This window comes from Streptomyces sp. NPDC006552 (assembly GCF_040611655.1).
Classification (GTDB): Bacteria; Actinomycetota; Actinomycetes; order Streptomycetales; family Streptomycetaceae; genus Streptomyces.
This window is the reverse complement of record NZ_JBEXOS010000054.1, coordinates 38,246-56,832: the sequence shown is the minus strand read 5'-3', so window position 1 is coordinate 56,832 and position 18,587 is coordinate 38,246. Positions and strand designations below refer to the sequence as shown.

The following is an 18,587-nucleotide window of genomic DNA, read 5'->3' as shown; positions in this document are numbered from 1 at the left end:
GGTGGCCGTGTACTACCGCACGAACCTCACGATGCGGCAGCTCGCGCCGCTGTTCGGCATCTCGCCGGCGACGGTGTGCCGGGTCATCCAGCGGCTCGGTCCGCTGCTGGCGCTCGAGCGGGCTCCGCGGCCGGTGACGGACACCGAACGGCTGTGGATCTTAGACGGCACCCTCATTCCGGTCCGTGACCGCAGGTCGGTGCCTCGTCCCGCAACTACTGGTTCTCGACGAACGGAGTGCTGCCTGTGGCCGACCGGGACGGCCGCTACCGAGGCACCGTGACGGCCATAGCTGTCGTTGAGGCCCTCGCCGACAGCATCGACGACGTCGCGGGGGCGCCCGCCATGGTCGACGGCGACCTTGTCGAGGTGTCGCACACGGTCACTGCGGAGATGCCGCTGGGCACAGCTCTGCATGCGCTGGGGTCGGCGCCAGGCACCGGGCTGCCGCTCCTGGACACCGACCGCCGACAGGTGCTCGGCCGGTTGCCCCACCAAAGCGCCCTGCGTGCGGCGCACCCCGCCCCGGCACAGTCCCGCCCACCGGACGCCGCGGTAACCCCGTAGGGAGCGGTACCGTCCCGGCAACGACGGCATCCCCGGCCAGGCAGGGGGCGGGTCGTTGGGCCCTCACGGGCCGGCGCTCGCATAGCCCGCAAGGAGATCGAGCCCCTCCGCAACCACTGGTCCACACCACCGGGTAGGCGGGCGAACTGAGTCGCCTTGCGGCGGGTTGACGAGATTGCGTGGGTCAGCCCGCGGTGATCACGGCCTGGATCAGGCCCGGGAACCGGCGGTCCAAGCCCTCGTTGCGGAGGCGCATGAACAGGCCGTTCCCGGCGTCGCGTTGGTACACCAGGCCCGCGTCGCGCAGTACTCGCCTGTGACGGGTGCAACTGGACTTGCCCACCGGCGGGTTGAAGGAAGCGCACAGGCGCTCTTCGTCCGGCCGACCTTACCCGTCTGCTGAAGGAGTCATGTCTGCACCCGCACCGCGGCGTCGCAGTGTCCTGTCGCGTATCCCTACGTCTCTGCGCAAGCTCCTACTCATCGAGCACTCGCCCTTCATCACCCTCTGACCCAGGGCAGGGTCTTCGCCGCACGCCGTCATGACATCTCGGCCGGACGGTTCGGCCGTGGGTATCGGCCGGGCCACACGCTGAGGTTCCGGGCCGCGCCGCTGTACAGCAGGGTGGTCTCGGTACGAGCCAGAGGAAGCGTCAGATCCGTCAAGCACAGCAGCCGTTCCCACTGGTCGTGATACCAGCGGCGCACGGCGAGCTGCGGAGCTCTGGTCCGCAGGTGCGGCGGGGCGGGGCTGATCGTCACCGTCTCGCTCAGCGAACCTTCGAGGCCGGCCTGCCGGCACCACGCGGGGAACGCGGCCAGGTCGGGGTCGACGACGGGCAGTCGCGTCAGGTACGCCGTCAGCTGGGGGACGTGGAGGAGGGCTTCCTGGGTGAAGTAGGTGACCGCGCGCCGACGCCACCGGGTGAGCGGGTCGTCGGTGTGGTGCCGGTAGTGGAGCGTGGGCCGGCCCGGCGGCAGGTGCAGGTGGTCCGCCAGCGTGGGCGGTACGGCGGCAAGGAACAGGTCCCCGCTCAGCGGCTCGCGGCCCGCCGGCTCCAGAAACGGGCTCGGCAGCGCGGCGGTGAGCGTGTAGGGCGAGCCCGGCCGGTCAGTTGTGGCGTAGGTGCCGCGCTTGCCTGTGACCACGAGCCCCTGCTGACGGAGCAGTTCGAGTGCGGCGCGCACAGTGGTGCGCGCCGCGCCGAACCGCTCCGTCAGCAGCCGCTCCGACGGCAGGCGCTGTCCCGGTTCCACCCGGCCCTCCCGTATGTCGTCCGCGAGAACGGACGCGATCCGCTGGTACGCGGGGCGCGCCTTCCGAGTTGACTCCACCAGACTCTCCCTCACCATCAGCTACACGTGATGCTATTTCGGTGACCGGTCAAAGGTCTACACCAAAATCGCACGCCAGGCCAGAAGTCCGAGATTTCACTGGCGACGCCGGGCGAAATACCCAGTTGCACGCCTTGCACCCGCTGGTGGCCGCGAGCCGAACTCCCGTCCAGCACAGCTGCTGCGGGTCTGTTCTGTCCTCGTCCGCCCACGGGGTCAGTCGGCCGCTCCGCGCCCTCCGAAAGGTCAGGCTTGATCTCTCAGCCCCGACACGGTGCGAACCAGCGCACGCATGCCGGCCAGGTCGAGGAACTGCAGAGCGCTCGCGTCGACCGTGATGCCCCCGGCCATCCTTCCGCGGTATGAAGCGCGGAAATGAACGCTTTCGCGGTGCGGTAGTCCACGTCGCCCACCACGCGTAGCACCCGTCGGCCGTGGCGGAAGGCCGGTATCAGCCGCAGTGTCGAGCTGTGGTGCAGGGGCAGGGCTTCGACGACGCCGGGGTGGTCCTGGCTGACGGAGTGCAGGGCGGCCGCGTCGAACCGGCGGGCCTCGTACTGGCAGATCGCTGACGCACGGCGACCATGGCGTCGGGGTCGAAGGGGCCGGCCGCGAGGTAGCTGTCGGCGGCCGTGGTGACCTGGAGCCGGCCGCTGTCCAGCGCGGTGGCGGGGTCGGTGCCCGCCGCACGCAGCCATGTCAGCACCTGTTCGGGAGCGCACTGGTCGGCGAAGTAGACCACTCGTTCGCCGCGATCGAGCCCTCGCAAGCAGATGGACGTCACCACCCGGCGCTGCTCGTCGTCGTCCGCGAACGCCAAATACGGGTGGTCACCCTGGTCCATGTCGTGGACCCGGCGCTCCCTGACGGTCTGTTCCATCACCTCGACCACACGCCCTGCACCGCCCCCCGGCAGTCGATCGTAGGACCGCTGAAGCGCGGCCCCCTGGGCCGTTTTGTCTGAACTTGGTGGTCGACGTGACCGGTTCACAGGGGGTCCGCCGGTCCGTCGGATCGGTGGGTGGTTCAGCTCACGAGCCGTCACGCGCCGTGAGTTCGGTCAGGCCGGAGATGTCCAGGACCGGGTCCAGCAGCGGGTTGCTGATGAGTTCGAGGCGCTCGGCGTGCGGGAAGAGCACGCTGAGACCGGCGCTGTCGAGGTACTCGACAGCGCCGAGGTCGAGGACGAGACGGCCGGGGATGCGCTCCAGCGCCGCGGCCAGGTCGGCGGTGTTGCTCATGTCGATCTCGCCGACCGCGGTCAGCACGACGGCTCCGTCGGATCGTCTGCTGTGGGTGAGGGTCAGGGGCGTGGTCATCAGGCGATCCTCGTGTGCATGTCGACGGTGGTGCCGGCTGGTCCGGGGGTGACGGTGACGTGATGCATCAGGGCACGCATCAGTCCCATCCCGCGGCCGCGGTGGGCGTTGCGTTCGGGTTGAGGGGTCTGCCAGCGGCCGGTGTCGGCGATGGTGAGGTGGAGGTTGTCGACGTACGCCTCAGCGCGGAAGTAGACGGTGTCACCGGGGGCGTCACGGTGTCCGTGCTCGATGGCGTTGGCGCAGGCCTCGCCTGCCGCGACCAGGATGTTCTGCACGGTGCGCGGGGGCAGGTCGCACTGGTCGAGCCAGCCGCGCAGCGCCTTGCGGACGGGGGCGAGCTGGGCGGATTCGGCGGGGAAGGACATCTCCAGCGGTGCCGGGTGCCGGTAGAGCAGGAGGGCGACGTCGTCGTCGTAGCCGTCGGCGGGGGCCAGGCGGGACATGACATCGGTGGCGAGCTCGTCGACCGCGGTGTTGCGGCCGTCCTGAAGAGCTTCGCCGGCCTGGTCGATGCCGGCGCTGAGCGGACGGCGGCGGCGTTCGACAAGTCCGTCGGTGTACAGGAGCAGGGTCGAACGGGCCGGGAGGATGCAGGTCGCTTCGGGGCGTGGGTTGCCGGGCCGGACGGCAAGGGGCAGGGAGCGCCCGTCCTCCAGGAGCTGCCTGGCGCCATCGGGGTGGACAAGGATGCCCGGCGGGTGGCCGGCGCTGGAGTAAGTGAGCTGTCCCGTTTCGGAGTTCAGGACGGCGCAGAAGACGGTGGTGCACATGGCGCCCGGAACGCCGGCGGCGAACTGGTCGAGAGCCCTGAGGGTCTGGGCCGGGCTGGCGTCCTGGAGCAGCAGGGCGCGGCAGGCGCTGCGCAGCTGTCCCATGACGCTGGCGGCCTCCAGGCCGCGGCCGACGCAGTCCCCGACGACGATGCCGATGCGGCTGTCGGGGAGCGTGACGGTGTCGTACCAGTCGCCACCGACCTCCAGGGGCTGGGTGGCGGGTTCGTAGCGGACGGCGAAGCCGGCGGGCAGGTGGGAGGGGCCGAGAATGGCGCGTTGCAGGGCGATGGCCGTCTCGCGCTGCTGATCGATCTGGTGGGCGCGGGCGAGTCCCTGGGCGAGGTGCCCGGCCAGCAAGGAGAGCAGGAGTTCGTCCTCGCTGGTGAAGGGGCGGTTCTCACCGAGGTCGATCCACAGGGCGAGCGGGCCGTCGGGGTATTCGAGGAGGATGCCCGCTCCGCCCTGGTCGAGGGTGAGGGTGAGCGGCGTCTGCCGGCGCAGTTCGGCGAGGGCGCGGCGGCGTTCGCCGGACAGTTGCTGCCAGGTGAGGGCGGGATCGGTGGAGGTGAGGGTGGGTTCGTCCCCGCGGTCGAAGACGGCTGCCGTGACGCGCTGGGCTCGCCACAGGTTCCTGAGCTCGTCCAGGGCGCCGGTCACCGCGTCGGAGAGACACGTGGCCGTGGAGAGGGACGTGCTCAGAGCGGCCAGGGCGCTCTCGCGCTGGATGGCGTAGTGCTCGGCGCTCACGTCGCGGAAGGTGCCGACGACGACGGAGCGTCCGGTGTCGGGGTCCTGGACCTGGTTGAACGTGGCGGTGACCCACAGGCGGTGCCCGTCGCGATGGGTGACGGGAATGGTGTAGCTGCCGCGGCTCTGGTCGAGCAGTGTCGAGAAGGCGTCGGCGACCTGGCGGTGGGCCTCGGGATCCGTGGTGGCGTCGGGCCACCAGGGGTGGATCGGCTGGTAAGGGAGTTGGTCGGTGTCATAGCCGAGGATGGTGGTGAAGGCGGCGTTGATCTCGATGACGGCGCCTTCCTCGTCGCAGACGAAGAAACCCTCCTGGAGGGAGTCGACCAGCGCGGTGCGCCATCGGGCGTGGTGGTTGCGCAGGCGGGCCAGCTCGACGTTGGCGCGGACCCGGGCGAGGAACTCGGCGGCCGCGAACGGCTTGACGAGGTAGTCGTCGGCACCGGCCTGCAGCCCCTCGATCGACGCCTCCTGACCGGCCCGTGCGGACAGCAGCAGGACCGGCACGGATGCGGTGCGCGGATCGTTGCGCAGGAGACCGACGAGGGCGAGGCCGTCCAGGTGCGGCATCATGACGTCGCTGACGACCAGGTCGGGGGCGTCGTCCCGGATCGTGTCGAGAGCCTGGCGGCCGTCGTCCACGGTGTGGACCTCGTAGCCGGCGCCGCGCAGCAGGCGGCTCAGGTACTCGCGCATGTCGGCGTTGTCGTCGGCGACCAGGACCCGGCCGAGGCAGACCGTCTGCGTGGCGGTGGCCGGCGGTGCGGCAGCGGGGTCCTCGCGCGGTGTCGCGGCGCTCTGCCTGTCCGGCAGCCAGCGCAGGGCTTCCTGCACGAACGGGTCGGCGGCGAGGAGTGCCACATCCGTGCCCTCGTCGGTCCGGACGGCGTCGTCAGGCAGGTGGGCGGCGCCGAAAGGCAGCCGGATGGTGAAACAGGTGCCTCGGTTCTCGGTGCTGTCGGCGGTGATGGTGCCGCCGTGCAGGGTGACCAGTTCCTTGACGAGGGCCAGGCCGATGCCGCTGCCTTCGTTGGAGCGGGAGCGGGCGTTCTCGATGCGGTGGAACCGCTCGAACAGCCGCGGCATCTCCCCGGCGGCCACGCCGATGCCGGTGTCGTGGACGTTCACCACCGCCTCGGCGCCTTCGGCCCGCACACTGACGCGGATCGAGCCGTCGAAGGTGAACTTCAGGGCATTGCTGAGGAGGTTGAGGACGATCTTCTCCCACATGCCCCGGTCGATGTGGACGGGCTCGGGCAGCGGTGCGCAGTCGACGTCGAAGTGCAGTCCGGCCCTGTCGATGGCGGATCGGAACACGCTGGCCAGTTCGGCGGTGACCGTGGCCAGGTCGACCGGCTCGTAGCTCGCCTGCATCCGGCCCGCCTCGATGCGGGAGAAGTCCAGCAGGGTGTTGACGAGTTTGCCCAACCGCAGGCCGTTGCGGTGGATGACCTCCACCTCTTCACGCAACTGCGGCGCCACTTCGGCGAGTTCGCCCTGGAGCTCTTGCAACGGCCCCATGATCAGGGTGAGAGGGGTGCGGAACTCGTGGCTGATGTTGGAGAAGAACGTCGTCTTCGCCCGGTCCAGCTCCGCGAGTTCCTCGGCCCGGCGCTGCTGAGCCTGGTAGCTGCGGGCGCTGGCGATCCCGGCGGCGACGTGCCCTGCGACCAGCTGCACGAAGCCGCGGTAGTCCTCGTCGAGTGCCCGGTAGCGGTTGACGCCCGCCACCATGAACCCGTACGGGTCACCGCCCTGCTGCAGCAGCGGCACCACGAGCGCCTTGACCGGCGGGTCGTCCCACGCACCGGAGGGCAACTCCCCGAACGGGAACTCCTCCAGCGAGGTCTCCACGCTCTCACCCCGCGCCGCGGCCGCGGCCGGCCATGTCGTGTCCGCTCCGGCCGGGAGGAGTGCCTGCGCGGCCGGGTGGCCGTCCGGGATACCGCTCGTCGCGGAGAGACGGGCGCTGCCGTCGTCCTGAAACAGGTACGTCATGGTGAACGGCAGGTCGTGCAGGTTGCGGGCGAGCTGCGCGCCGGCGAAATCGAGCATCTCCTGCTCGGTACGGACCACGCTCGGATCGGAGCCGAGGTCGCGCAGAGTGGCCATCCGGCGCTCGCCGATGACGCGCTCGGTGTCCTCACTGACCACGCACAGCATGCCGACCACTGCTCCGTCGTCATCATGGAGCGGGCTGTAGGAGAAGGTGTGGTAGCTCTCCTCCGTGTAACCGGAGCGTTCCACGAAGAGCAGCAGCGCTTCGTCCCACGTCGCCTCCGCGGTGTTCAGCACCCCGTCGATGCGGGGACCGATGTCGTCCCAGATCTCCGCCCACACCTCGCTGGACGGGCGTCCCAGCGCCCACGGGTACTTCTGACCCAGGGTGTCACGGCGGTAGGCGTCGTTGCAGAAGAACGTCAGCTGCGGACCCCAGGCCATCCACATCGCGAACTTCGACGACAACAGGATGCTGACGGCGGTCCGCAGGCTCTGCGGCCAGTGCTCCGGCCCTCGCAGGGGGGTCGCCGCCCAGTCCACGCGGGCCAGGTCCGCGCCGACCTTCGTCTCCACAGCGAACACGCCGGCGCCGGTCCCCGACGGCACGGTGAGCTCGCCGTCGTTCGCATGCGTCACTGCACATCTCCTTCGTTCGCCCCAGCCCCGCCCGTGGACGAGCCGCCTGTGGGCTGCCCAACCGTGCCGCCGCGCACGAGTGCGCCCCTGGACGGGACAGTGTGGTGACCGTCTCTGCGCCCGTCCGGGGAAATACGCCGACGCGTTCCGTAGGATAGACCGACCGCGGACGGCGGCGGTCGGACACCTCACGTACCGGGCGGGAAGAGACCATGTCGGCGATCCAGCAATCCGCTCCGCACGGCGCGGTCTACGGAGACACCGACGAGCACCGCCAGGCAGGGGCGGTACGGCGCTACCGTATGGACGACATCGCCTTTGACGGTGGCCTCGATCGCATCGCGTCACTGGCCGCCCGGATCTTCGATGCTCCGATGGCCTGCGTGACGATGGCCGACGGCAGCCGCGCCTGGACCGTAGCGGCTTACGGTTTCGCAGCGGACCGGATGCGTTGTGAGCCGAATCCATGGACCGCGGCCGTCACGCACGGCGGAGTTCACGTCGTCAGCGACGCCCTCACCGATCCGCCCACCGCCGCACACACGTTCGTCCGTGAACTGGGCGCACGTTTCTGCGCCGCCGCGGCCATCACCGCCCCCGACGGGCAGCGCCTGGGCACCGTCGACGTCTTCGACGTCCGCCCCCGCATTCCGACGCAGGAGCAGCTCGAGACCCTGCAGGATCTGGCGGCGCTCGTCATGAACGAACTGGAGATGCGCCGCTCCGCCCAGCAGACCGTCACCGCCGAACGCCAACGGCGCACCGAGGCCGAACGTCTGGCCCGCACCCTGCTGCCTCCCGTGCTGCCCACGGTCCCCGGTCTCCGCACGGCAGCCGCCTACCACACCGCCTCCGCGGACGAGGTCGGTGGCGACTTCTACGATCTGTTCCCCCTCGACGACGGTCGCTGGGCGTTCTTCCTCGGCGACGTGTGCGGCAAGGGCGCCGACGCCGCGGCCCTGACCTCCCTGACCCGCTACACCCTGCGCGCCGCCGCCATCTACGATCCCGACCCGTGCGCGGCCCTGGCCAACCTCGACGCCGTCCTCAAGGGCGAGTACCAGGGTGACAGTCCACGGTTCTGCACCGCCGTCTTCGGTGTCCTCGACGGCGCCGCGGACGGAACCTTCTCCGTCACGCTCGCCAGCGGAGGCCATCCCCCGGCCCTCGTCCTTCGCGCCGACGGTCCGGTGGAGCCTCTGAGCACCTCGGGCGGCCAGCTCATCGGGCTCCTGCCCAGGCCCCGCTTCGTCCAGACCACCACCCGCCTCGCCCCAGGTGAGGCCCTGCTGCTGTACACCGACGGCCTCACCGAGGCCCGGACCGCCGACGGCAGCAGGCTCGGCGAGGACGGACTGACGCGCCACCTGTCCGCACACTCCCTCCGGACCGCCGACGGCCTGTTGGCGACCGTGCACACGCTCTTCACCGACCTGGGCACAGGAGTCAGCGACGACATCGCACTGCTCGCCCTGTCCGCCCCGTCCCCCGCACCAGCGTCCCTCCAGCACAGGAGAAAAGGTGACTGACCGCACCCTGACCACCGACCATCACCAACACGCTTCAGGAGCTGTCATCGTTACGGTGACCGGTGAGCTGGACCATCACACCGCCTCGGAACTCACCCAGGTCGTCCAGGAGATCTCCTTCGCCCCCGACACTCCCGTCGTCATCGACATGACCGGTCTGACGTACTGCGACTCCACCGGAATCACCGTGCTCATCACGGCACACAACCGTGCGGAGCAAGCCCGTTCGCCTCTGGTTCTCGCCGGGCTGAACAAGGATCTGAGGCACGTCCTGCGCATCGTCGGCCTCGATCAGATCTTCACCTTCCAGCCCACCGCGGACGACGCCGTTCGTAGCCTGTACACAACCAAAGAGTAGGGCGAGGGTGCCGGATCACATCCGTCATGGACAGACGCGCTCAGCCGGCGTTGTCTCTCGCCCGTACCAGGCCCAATTCGTAGGCCGCAATCACGGCTTGTGCTCGGTCCCGCAGCTCCAGTTTCGCGAACAGCCGGTTGATGTGGGTCTTCACGGTGTGATCCGTGATGGTGAGTCGACGCGCGATCTCTGCGTTGGACAGTCCCCGGGCGATCAAGGTGAGTACCTCTGCCTCACGCGCGGTCAGCTCTCCGACGGAGTGGGCCGGCAGCCGTGATGCCCGAGCGTGCACGAACTCGCCGATCACCCGCTTGGTGATCTCGGGCGAGAGCAGTGCGTTCCCGGCGGCCACCACCCGCACCGCGTGCAGCAGTTCGGGGAAGGTGGCGTCTTTGAGGAGGAAGCCGCCCGCCCCGGCTGCGAGGGCGTCGTACACGTACTCGTCGAGACCGAAGGTCGTCAGCATCAGGACTTTCGTCGCGCCGTCGGACGCGGCCAGGATCTCGCGGGCTGCGTCGATGCCGTTCTTGTGGGGCATTCGGATGTCGAGGAGTGCGAGATCGGGCCGGGTCATGGCAGCGATGCGGATGGCCTGTGCCCCGTCCTCGGCTTCGCCTACGACCTCGATGTCCTCTTGCGTGTTGAGGAGGTTGACGAAGCCGGTGCGGACGACCGCTTGATCGTCGGCGACCAGTGCTCTGATCACACTCAACTCCTTCTCCGTGCTGATCATCCGGCCCCCCAGGGAAGCACGGCCTCCACCAGGAATCCTCCGCCTGGGCCCGCTCCTGCGCTGAGTCGGCCGCCGACCAGGGCCGCCCGCTCGCGCATCCCCGTCAGGCCGTGGCCCGCACCGGAGTCCAGCCGGGGCTCAGGGCCGGGGCCGTCGTCGTGGATGCGCAGCGTGAGCAGCCGGCCGGTGCCGTATTCGATCTCCACCACGGTACGTGCGCCGGGCGCGTGCTTGCGGGCGTTGGTCAGTGCCTCCTGGGTGATCCGGTAGGCGGACAGTTCACATGCGGCGGGCAGCGACACCCGTTCCCCCGTGATCTCCAGCTCGGCTTCGCCGCCCACGGCCCGGTGCTGTTCGATCAGTTCGGCGAGATGGTCGAGGGTCGGCTGTGGGGCAGTGAGACTCGTGTCCCCCTGTGCCTGCGGAGTGCGCAGGACACCGAGGAGGCGGCGGAGTTCGGTCATCGAGGAGCGGGCGGTGCCGGCGATCTGCTGGAAGCCGTCACGGGCCTCGGGGGTGAGTCCGGGGGCGGTGTAGGTGGCGCTCTCGGCCTGGACGGCGATCATCGACACGGAATGCGAGACGATGTCGTGCAGCTCGCGGGCGATGGCGGCCCGCTCGGCCTCGGCGGCCTGCTGCCGTTCCATAGCGATCAACTGCGCCTGGGCCAGGTCGCGTTCATGGCGGCTCTGCTCGCGGGAGCGCACCGCGTCACCCATCATCACGGCCGCGAAGATGACCACGGTCAGCAGGAAGGACTCGGCGAACAGGCTGAGCGAATCCTTCTGCCACAGCGGCGGCACCGGCAGGTTCATGTGCGACCAGGTGTTGATGTGCACCAAGTTCACGCACACGGCCCCCAGAGCCCCGCCCACAACGATCGCCGCCGGGTGGCACACCCGGTAGCGGCCCAGGGTGTAGAGGCCGATCAGCCCGCTGGCGGTGATCGCGATGTACAGGCTGACGTCCCCGGCGAACCCCAACAGCCCGGCGGCGACGGTCACCACCGCCACGGGCGGGAAGGACCGTCGCCACATCAGCGAGGCGGAGGAGACGAGGACCCCGATCACGGTGGTCAGGGATCCGGGGTAGGCGATCAGCTCGGCCACGGCACCGATGGTCAGGGCCCCGCCGGTGACCCAGGGGTAGGCGGGTGCGGCGATCCAGGCGCGGAATCGCTGCTGAAGGGACGGACGCATGCGTCCATGATCCGTGGTGGCACGGCAGTGCGCGTCACCGCACGGGTTGAGTCTGGGGTCCGATGTCATGCCTGGGGTTGAGTCCCAGGTGCGGAGTGCCGGTTGACGCCCTCCGAACTGCTGATTCCTACCGTCGATGAGCATGACGAAGCGTCTTGAACGGTACGTGCGGCATGTCCGGTACGTACGCGAAGAACGGTGGGTGTGGGCCGGGTGCGCGCTTGTCGCGCTGGCCCTTGCCCTGGTCTCGGACCTGGGGCCGCACCGGGCCTGGGGGGCGCCGGCGGCTGCGGGTTACGCGGTCGCGGCGATGCTGGCGTGCGGTGTGCGCTCCCGCCCCGTCGCGCGGACGGTCGCGGTGGCGGGGGCCGTTGTGGTGCCGCTCGTCTCATTGGTCACGGTCGGGCGCGGGCAGTTGGAGATCGCGGTCGTCGAGCGGTCGGGGCAACTGCTGCTCACGACCGGCAGCCCGTATGTCACCGACCCCACGGGCATCGCCGATTTCAACCCCTACCTGCCGGGAATGGCGCTCTTCGGTGTGCTGCCCGGGGACGCGCGCTGGTGGATGGGCGGCGTTTTCGTCGCCGCCCTCGCCGTGGCCGGCCTGCATCGTGCCTGGCTGCTTGCCTGCCCTGTGGTTGCGCTGCCGCTCGCAGTGGGCGGGGTCGATCTCCCGGTGGTCGGTCTGATGTGCCTGGGTGTCGTGCTCGCCGGGCAGGGGCGACCGGGCCGGGCGGGCCTGGTGCTCGGCGTCGCGGCCGCGCTCAAATGGACGGCGTGGCCCGCGTTGCCCGTGGCGCTGACACTGATCGCGGTGCGCCGGGGCCACAGGTACGCGCTGCGGTATGCGGGCCTGGCCCTGGCCACGACGACGGCGGCAGTGCTGCCCTTCGCCCTGGCCGACCCAGCGGGTTTCTACCGCAGCACCATCGCCTTCCCGCTGGGCCTTACCGACACCGCCTCGCCGGCCGCGAGCCCGCTGCCCGGCCATCTGCTTGCCGCCTACGTCCCCGGCGGCAAGATGATCGCGCTCGCGCTCCTTGCGATGAGCGTGCTGCTCATCGCGGTGTCGTTGGTGGTGCGGCCGCCGGGCAGGACGCGCACGGCGGCCGCCCGGCTCGCATTCGGCCTGGGCCTGGCGATGAGCCTGATGCCCGTGACCCGTTTCGGCTACCTGATCTATCCGCTGGTGCTCGGGGCTCTGGCGGCCAGCAGACCGCAGCGCGAAGGCACTCCTGACACCTCCCCCGCCATTCCTGTCGCACCTTCCTGGGAGAAGACCCTCGTATGACGAACGACTCCCGCCGGCGCACGTTGATCGTCACCAATGACTTCCCGCCCCGGCAGGGCGGCATCGAGACGTTCGTCCGTGAAATGGCCGACCGTTTCCCACCCGACGAGGTGGTCGTCTTCACCTCGTCGCCGCATCCAGCCACGGCATCATCGGCGTCCGACGGGTCTTTCCCGTACCCGGTGATCCGCCACCAGGCATGTACGCTCCTGCCCACCCCACGGGCCACCGCGCACGCCGCATCCGTTGCCCGCCAGTACGACTGTGACCGGGTGTGGTTCGGCGCGGCGGCGCCGCTCGGCCTGATGGCGGGGCGACTGCGGCGGACGACGCACATCCGCACCGTCGTCGCCACCACGCACGGCCACGAAGTCTGGTGGGCCCGCACCCCTGGGGCCCGGACACTGCTGCGCCGCATCGGCACGCAGGCCGACGCGCTCACCTGGCTCAGTATGAGCACTCGCCGGCCGATCGAGGCGGCCCTGGCCCCTGGGACCCGCACCGCACGCCTGGTCCCCGGCGTGGACACCACAGCGTTCCGTCCCGGTCTGGACGGCGGTCCGGTGCGCGACCGCTACGGCCTGAGTCGCCGCCCGGTGATCCTGTGCGCGGCCCGGCTGGTCCCGCGCAAGGGCCAGGACACCTTGATCCGGGCTCTGCCCTGGATCCGCAGGGTGGTTCCGGACGCGATGCTCCTCCTGGTCGGTGACGGCCCGAACGCCCGCGAACTGCGCCAACTGGCGCTGTCGGAGGGTGTCTTGGACTCGGTCGTCTTCGCCGGGGGCCATCCCCACCACGCCCTCCCCTCCTTCTACGCCGCCGCCAACGCGTTCGCCATGCCATGCCGCACCCGTAAACGCGGCCTAGAGGTGGAGGGCTTGGGCATCGTCTACCTGGAGGCCGCCGCATCCGGACTCCCCGTCCTGGCCGGCGACTCGGGCGGCGCCCCCGACGCGGTACGCGACGGCGAGACCGGCCACGTCGTCGACGGGCGTTCGGTGGCGGCGACAGCAGACCGTCTGGCCAGACTCCTTCGCAACCCCGAACTCGGCCACGCAATGGGCGAAAAGGGCCGCCACTGGGTCCAGACGCAATGGACCTGGGACCACTCCTACGCCACCCTGGCAGGGCTGCTCCATTCAGCGGGGTCCGCCGTATGAACAAGCGCAAACCGTACCCGAGCGACTTGTCCGACGAACGCTGGGTGCCCATCGATCCGGCCATCACCGCGTGGAAGCAGGAGCGGTTGCGCCGCTCGGCGACGGGCGCCCCCGGTTCCTGGGACCCGAGGGAGATCGTGAACGTCATCTTCTACCCAGAACCCGGACGGGATGTCAGGGGCAATACCTGCCCCATGATCTCCCCACCTGGTCAGCAGTGTTCTGCTACTTCACCCTGCCGTCCCCGCATCCAACCCGGCACCGGCAGCGGCGGCCGGACCACGGCCCACTCCGCGTCCCTCATGTCCGAGGGGTCCCGTCCAACGCGCTCGAAGTGATCGGCCGCCGCATTCCCGAACCGGTGAGCGGCACAATCACACGACAGGGCGGCCGAGTTGGACCCCACCGGCGCGAGCACGTACAACTGCGGCGACAGGGTCTCTGGATCTCGGTCGGCTTCGCCACCCCGAGCTACCAACAGGCCCTGTTCCCATGCGCGCCGGCCGCCGCAGCCACCCGAACAGCTGGGGGCAGTGGCAGACATCCAGGTGCTCAGCCGGCCGATCCGCCCAGTGCCACCAGGTGTGACCCTCCGGGCACCTCCAGGCGCGTCGGCACACACGCTGCCTGTCCTCATCGCGGAGAGACAGGAGAAGGCCCAGGCTCTTCATCACGCGCCTGCAGTCAGGGCAACTCAGCGGCTCGGCGGCGTGGTCCACGGCGCACAGGCTAGCTCACCCGGTCGAAACTCCCGTTCGATCTGGCGCGGCAAGAGCGACAGGGCTTCCCCAGGACCGCTCGTACCGGATGTGGACGGACATGGAGCGGCCTGCCACCGGGGGCGGGTCACTCGCGGGAGTGAGGATGAGCGTGGGCACCAGTACCACGGGGCAGGGCTGTGTCCGAGGGCCGCCAGCCATGACGTTCCCCCACGGCATCGGACCCGCGGCCCTCACCCCCGACTCAGGCACCGGGGCAAGACCATGAACGCCAGGCTCGGTCCGGAAGGTGGAGCGCCCGGGCACGGCTGAGCGTCAGCGGCGCGGCGCACCCTGGCCGTGAACCGCCCGCCCCTGGAGGACCCTCCAGGGGCGGGCGGAGCGAGCACGCGGAGCCGGCCCGCCTCGTGCTGGGTTGCGAGCGTCAGATGCACCTGCCGCTCAGCCAGGATTTCAGCTCCTTCGGCCAGGTGGTGGCCATCGGCACCGAGGTGGTCGGCAGGCCGTAACGGCTCAGTCTGTTCAGCCAGGTCGCATAGTTGCCCGAGGCCGCCGGGGCGGGCTCTTCCCAGCCGATCCCATCGACCCAGCGAGGGTGGTTCTTGAGCGTGACACCAAGGCCCGCTGCCTCGATGCGCTTGTCGAGTTCGGCCTTCAGGGTGGCGTTTTCGGTCTTCGTGTAGATCATGATCTGCTGATTGGCGATCCGCTCCTTGATGGGGGCGATGACCTCGTTCCACGCGGTCTCGCGGATGGAGGCATCGTCGTTGAGGAGTGACTGCCCGGCTTCATTCTTGAGTTCTATGAAGGCGGCCATGTTCTGGCTGCGGGCGCTGTCGAGCCATTCCCGGAGGGTGTACACGGTCTCGCCCTTGTACGGGCCGCGGTCGATGGTCCGGCCCTTGAGCTGGTCGGTTCCGGTGGCCCACCACAGCGTGTTCACGTGGGCGGCATAGGGTCCTGTCAGGCCTCTGGTGGACGTGTTGTGCCACATCACGGCCTTGGTGCCGTCGCGGGTGAGCTGCAGGTCGGCCTCTACACCGCCTGCTCCCCAGCTCTTGTGCTGGGCAAGCCCCGCGGGGTGGTTCGGCTGGCGGATCTGGTCCCGCTCATAACCGTTCGCTGCCGTGGGGTAGCCGCCGTGTCCGAAGATGGTGGGGCAGACCGGCAGTCCTTGCGAATGGCGTTCGATCGGACGCATCCGGTCGAAGATCCAGCCCTCTTCGGTCTCCCAGCCGTGCAGGTCGCCGGTGAGGGTTCCGTCCGCCTGGGCGGTGAAGGTGATGGTCTTCACCGTGTCCGAGCGGAGGTCGGTGTAGCCGTAGACCGTGGCGAGGTCGTCGCGGCCGTCCCCGTTGTAATCGCCGGTGACGATCTTCATACGGGACCGTTCGTACCAGCCCGCCGGCCGGTTCAGGATCTCGCGGCGGTTGCCGAACTTGCCTGCGGCGTCGAAGTCGAAGCTGATCAGCGCGTCGTGTCCGTCGGCGTAGTCGTACCAGGCGGCGAGGGAGTCACGACCGTCGCCGTCGAAGTCCCCGGAGTGCACGGTCGTCCGGCTGAACGTCCAGCCGGTGGCGGACTCCCAGCCGCGAACCGGCTCGGCGAATGCGCCACCGGGCCGGCCTGTGAAGGACATCAGCGTCACGGTGCCGGAGGCATAGCCGTACAGCACCCCCAGGTCGTCGCGGCCGTCGCCGTCGTAGTCGCCGGTGGCGAACTTCATGCGTCCGACCTCCCACCCGTCGGCCGCGGTGCGCGCGAAGGACGAGAAGGGGCTGGCGAACCCACCGTCGCTCTTGGCGAGGAAGGTGAACAGCTTGTCGTCACCGTTGCGGTAGTCGTACCAGGCGGCGATGTCGTCGCGGCCGTCACCGTCGAAGTCACCGGCCTCGGCGGTGATGGCGTCGAAGGTCCAGTTGCCGGGGTCCACGGTCCAGGAGGTGAGGCGGGTGCCGAACGTCCCGTCGCCCTTGCCCGGCCAGGTGAACAGGGAGACCTTCCCGTCGTCGTAGCCGTAGAAGGCGGCGACGTCACCTGTCCCGTCACCATTGAAGTCACCGGTGACGTACTTCATGTGCTCGGCCCAGTAGTTGCCCTTGGCCGCATCCCACCCCTTGATGGGCGCGGACAGGCTGCCGTCGGGGCCGGCCGCGAAGGTGTGCAGGGCGTCTTCGCCCTCTGAGTAGTCGTACCAGGACACCAGGTCGCTCCGGCCGTCACGGTTGTAGTCGTGACGGGGGCTCCTCTCAGCACCTGCGCCTACGGTGGCCGCGCGCGCCGCACCGTCTGCCGCGTGCTCGGGAGCTACGCCGCTGACCTGAGGAAGCTCGGTGACCGCTTCCGCGGCGGTGGCGGCCATGACCGGCTCGCCGCGCACCTGGGCGCTCGCGCCGCCGGTACCCGCCTGCAGACCGAGCAGCGCGCACACGACAGCGGCACAGATCATGCCCGTGGGTCTCTTCATTCTGCTGTTCATCCCCCTTGTTCAGCTTGCCGCTTCCGCCACCCCGACGACGCGTCTGCGCTTCCCCTCGACCACCCCACGCGGGGCACACGACCCCGGAAATGCACGCATGTTCGACGAGGCGGACCCGGCGCCGATTCGACCATCACCCCGGCGCCATGTGCCAGCCGGTATCGGGCCGTTCGAATCAAGCCATGGCCGAAGCGCCACAGCACTGGAAATCCACGGCACAACGCTCCTGCGTCACGATGAAGGTGGTTTGGTCCGGGCAGCGGCTGACGAGCCCATGCACGGTCAGGGACGCGGCCGGCTGCGCGCGTGGCGTGGCGGACAAGGGTTTTCCCCGATGCCATGCCGCGCGGCGGGGCGTCACTCTGACGGGCACACCGGCCTTCCTTCGGGTCCTCCCCCGCGAAAGGCTCTGCCTGTCATGCATCGTCAGATCGTTTCCCGCGCACGGTGGACGCGTGCGCGGCACCCCGTGTTCGCGGGCGTCGTCGCCGCCTTCCTGTTGAGCGCCTGTCCGGCCGTCGCCCCGGCCGGCGCCGTCCCCGGCCGGGCGCCTTCACCCGCTCCGCCCGCACCGCTCATCCCCGCCATGGCGGGGCGATCGTCACCCGCAGGCCGGACGCCCGGGGAGGCTGCCGCCCTGGCCGGCGCGCTACGTGCGCCGTGGCCTTTTGCTAAGGGCTCGCCTCACCGCGCCGGGGTGTCGCCTGATCCTGATACGCCTTTCCATCCGCGCGCCGGATCTCCGGGGTGTCGGCCAGGTCGTGCACCACGGCCAGCGTCTCCGACGTCGTAGCCGGTGGAGGGTTGCCGACCGCGATGCAGGCCGCTCCGCTCGCCCTGGCTGCCCGGATGCCTGCCGCCGAGTCCTCGAAGACCAGGGCCTGGCGGGGGTCCACACCGAGGCGGCTACAGGCGAGCAGGTAGCCCTCGGGGTCGGGTTTGCCGTGGGTGACGTCGTCCGCTGTGACGAGAGTCGCGAAGTGGTCGGCGACATCCAGCCGGGCCAGGTGGCGGGTCGCGTACTTCAGGCCGCCCGAGGTGACCAGAGCGGTGGGGATCCCGGCGTTTCGGAGCCGGTTCAGCAGAGTGCGGGCGCCCCGCATCAGCCGCGCCTCGGGCAGGCTGGTCTCCTCATCGAGTCGGCGCAGGTCACGACGGAGGTCGTCCGGGGTAAGGCCGGGGCTGAAACGGTGGAGGTGTTCGGCGATGACATCCGCACTGCGCCGCCCGCTCAACGAGGCGAGCAGCGCAGGCGTGATGGCGAGGTCATGAGCGGCGAAGAGCCTTCGCCACAGTTCCTGGCTGCGGGGCTCCGAGTCGATGAGGGTGCCATCGAGGTCGAAGAGCGCCGCTGCGGCCGTGAGAGGGGTGGTCGTGTCGCGGGACATGTGCGCTCCATCGGTGCAGGGCGTACGAGAGAGGGGGACAGCCTTGGGCGGTTGTCGATCGAGGGCATCGAGGGCCGGTGAGCGTCCTGGGGCGCACGGCCGAGCGCGTCAGTCCGACGGTGGCTGACCGGTATGGTTCGACACCGCTGACTCCAGTGCCTCGACCACCAACGCAGCCCCCGGTGCCGGCGCAGCAGGTCGCCCGGACGGGCCATTTGCCGGGCAGCGTTCCCGGTGAGGAGGGTCTCCGCCGCTTCGGTCAGAACCTCGGGCCCGGCTCGTCGAGCAGGGTCAGGGCCGCCCCGTGGTTCGAGGAATATCCTCATGTGCATTCCAAGGGAGGTACGGGA

Annotated in this window: 13 protein-coding genes and 1 pseudogene; 6 read left to right on the top strand and 8 right to left on the bottom strand. The window is 69.9% G+C overall.

The window, feature by feature from the left end; genetic code table 11:
* Together ABZY33_RS26615 and ABZY33_RS26610 are read left to right on the top strand one after the other, a co-directional pair.
* Positions 1–234 (top strand): annotated as a pseudogene (locus tag ABZY33_RS26615) (transposase family protein); the annotation flags it as partial.
* 45 nt (positions 235–279) lie between these two features.
* The gene (locus tag ABZY33_RS26610) at positions 280–567 is read left to right on the top strand and encodes a hypothetical protein (RefSeq protein WP_356494207.1); all 288 of its coding nucleotides are present in this window, start codon (positions 280–282) and stop codon (positions 565–567) included.
* A 540-nt stretch (positions 568–1,107) separates the two neighbouring features.
* On the opposite strand, the gene ABZY33_RS26605 is transcribed toward ABZY33_RS26610, so the two are convergent.
* The 4 genes from ABZY33_RS26605 to ABZY33_RS26590 form a co-directional block, all read right to left on the bottom strand.
* Positions 1,108–1,902 (bottom strand): GntR family transcriptional regulator, encoded by a 795-nt coding sequence (locus ABZY33_RS26605; RefSeq protein WP_356494206.1) that lies wholly within the window; start codon positions 1,900–1,902, stop codon positions 1,108–1,110.
* A 451-nt stretch (positions 1,903–2,353) separates the two neighbouring features.
* Positions 2,354–2,782: an MEDS domain-containing protein gene (locus ABZY33_RS26600; RefSeq protein ID WP_356494205.1), complete on the bottom strand. Its 429-nt coding sequence runs from the start codon at positions 2,780–2,782 to the stop codon at positions 2,354–2,356.
* Positions 2,783–2,933: 151 nt separating this feature from the next.
* Positions 2,934–3,221: an STAS domain-containing protein gene (locus tag ABZY33_RS26595; protein ID WP_356494204.1), complete on the bottom strand. Its 288-nt coding sequence runs from the start codon at positions 3,219–3,221 to the stop codon at positions 2,934–2,936.
* Positions 3,221–7,381, bottom strand: coding sequence for a SpoIIE family protein phosphatase (locus ABZY33_RS26590; protein ID WP_356494203.1), 4,161 nt, complete (start codon positions 7,379–7,381; stop codon positions 3,221–3,223). Before ABZY33_RS26590 ends, ABZY33_RS26595 begins: the two co-directional genes overlap by 1 nt.
* A 212-nt stretch (positions 7,382–7,593) precedes the next feature.
* On the opposite strand from ABZY33_RS26590, the gene ABZY33_RS26585 reads away from it, so the two are divergent.
* Both ABZY33_RS26585 and ABZY33_RS26580 read left to right on the top strand, forming a co-directional pair.
* Entirely contained in the window at positions 7,594–8,910 is a 1,317-nt protein-coding gene (locus ABZY33_RS26585; protein WP_356494202.1) for a SpoIIE family protein phosphatase, read from the top strand.
* Positions 8,903–9,268: an STAS domain-containing protein gene (locus ABZY33_RS26580; protein ID WP_356494201.1), complete on the top strand. Its 366-nt coding sequence runs from the start codon at positions 8,903–8,905 to the stop codon at positions 9,266–9,268. The genes ABZY33_RS26585 and ABZY33_RS26580 overlap by 8 nt, the downstream gene beginning before the upstream one ends.
* Positions 9,269–9,308: 40 nt before the next feature.
* Here ABZY33_RS26580 and ABZY33_RS26575 read toward each other — a convergent pair whose 3' ends face one another.
* On the bottom strand, positions 9,309–10,001 hold the full coding sequence (locus ABZY33_RS26575) for a response regulator transcription factor (RefSeq protein WP_356494200.1): 693 nt from the start codon (positions 9,999–10,001) through the stop codon (positions 9,309–9,311).
* On the bottom strand, positions 9,998–11,200 hold the full coding sequence (locus ABZY33_RS26570) for a histidine kinase (protein WP_356494199.1): 1,203 nt from the start codon (positions 11,198–11,200) through the stop codon (positions 9,998–10,000). Before ABZY33_RS26570 ends, ABZY33_RS26575 begins: the two co-directional genes overlap by 4 nt.
* Positions 11,201–11,342: 142 nt before the next feature.
* On the opposite strand from ABZY33_RS26570, the gene ABZY33_RS26565 reads away from it, so the two are divergent.
* Both ABZY33_RS26565 and ABZY33_RS26560 read left to right on the top strand, forming a co-directional pair.
* Positions 11,343–12,491 (top strand): glycosyltransferase family 87 protein, encoded by a 1,149-nt coding sequence (locus tag ABZY33_RS26565; RefSeq protein ID WP_356494198.1) that lies wholly within the window; start codon positions 11,343–11,345, stop codon positions 12,489–12,491.
* A complete protein-coding gene (locus ABZY33_RS26560) occupies positions 12,488–13,651 on the top strand; it encodes a glycosyltransferase family 4 protein (RefSeq protein WP_356494197.1) in 1,164 nt (387 codons plus the stop codon). The genes ABZY33_RS26565 and ABZY33_RS26560 overlap by 4 nt, the downstream gene beginning before the upstream one ends.
* A gap of 1,143 nt (positions 13,652–14,794) precedes the next feature.
* On the opposite strand, the gene ABZY33_RS26555 is transcribed toward ABZY33_RS26560, so the two are convergent.
* A complete protein-coding gene (locus ABZY33_RS26555; protein ID WP_356494196.1) occupies positions 14,795–16,837 on the bottom strand; it encodes an FG-GAP-like repeat-containing protein in 2,043 nt (680 codons plus the stop codon).
* A gap of 683 nt (positions 16,838–17,520) precedes the next feature.
* Positions 17,521–18,237 carry an HAD family phosphatase gene (locus ABZY33_RS26550; protein ID WP_356494195.1) on the bottom strand — a complete coding sequence of 239 codons (717 nt, stop codon included), beginning with the start codon at positions 18,235–18,237 and terminating at the stop codon, positions 17,521–17,523.
* Positions 18,238–18,587 lie beyond the last annotated feature (350 nt).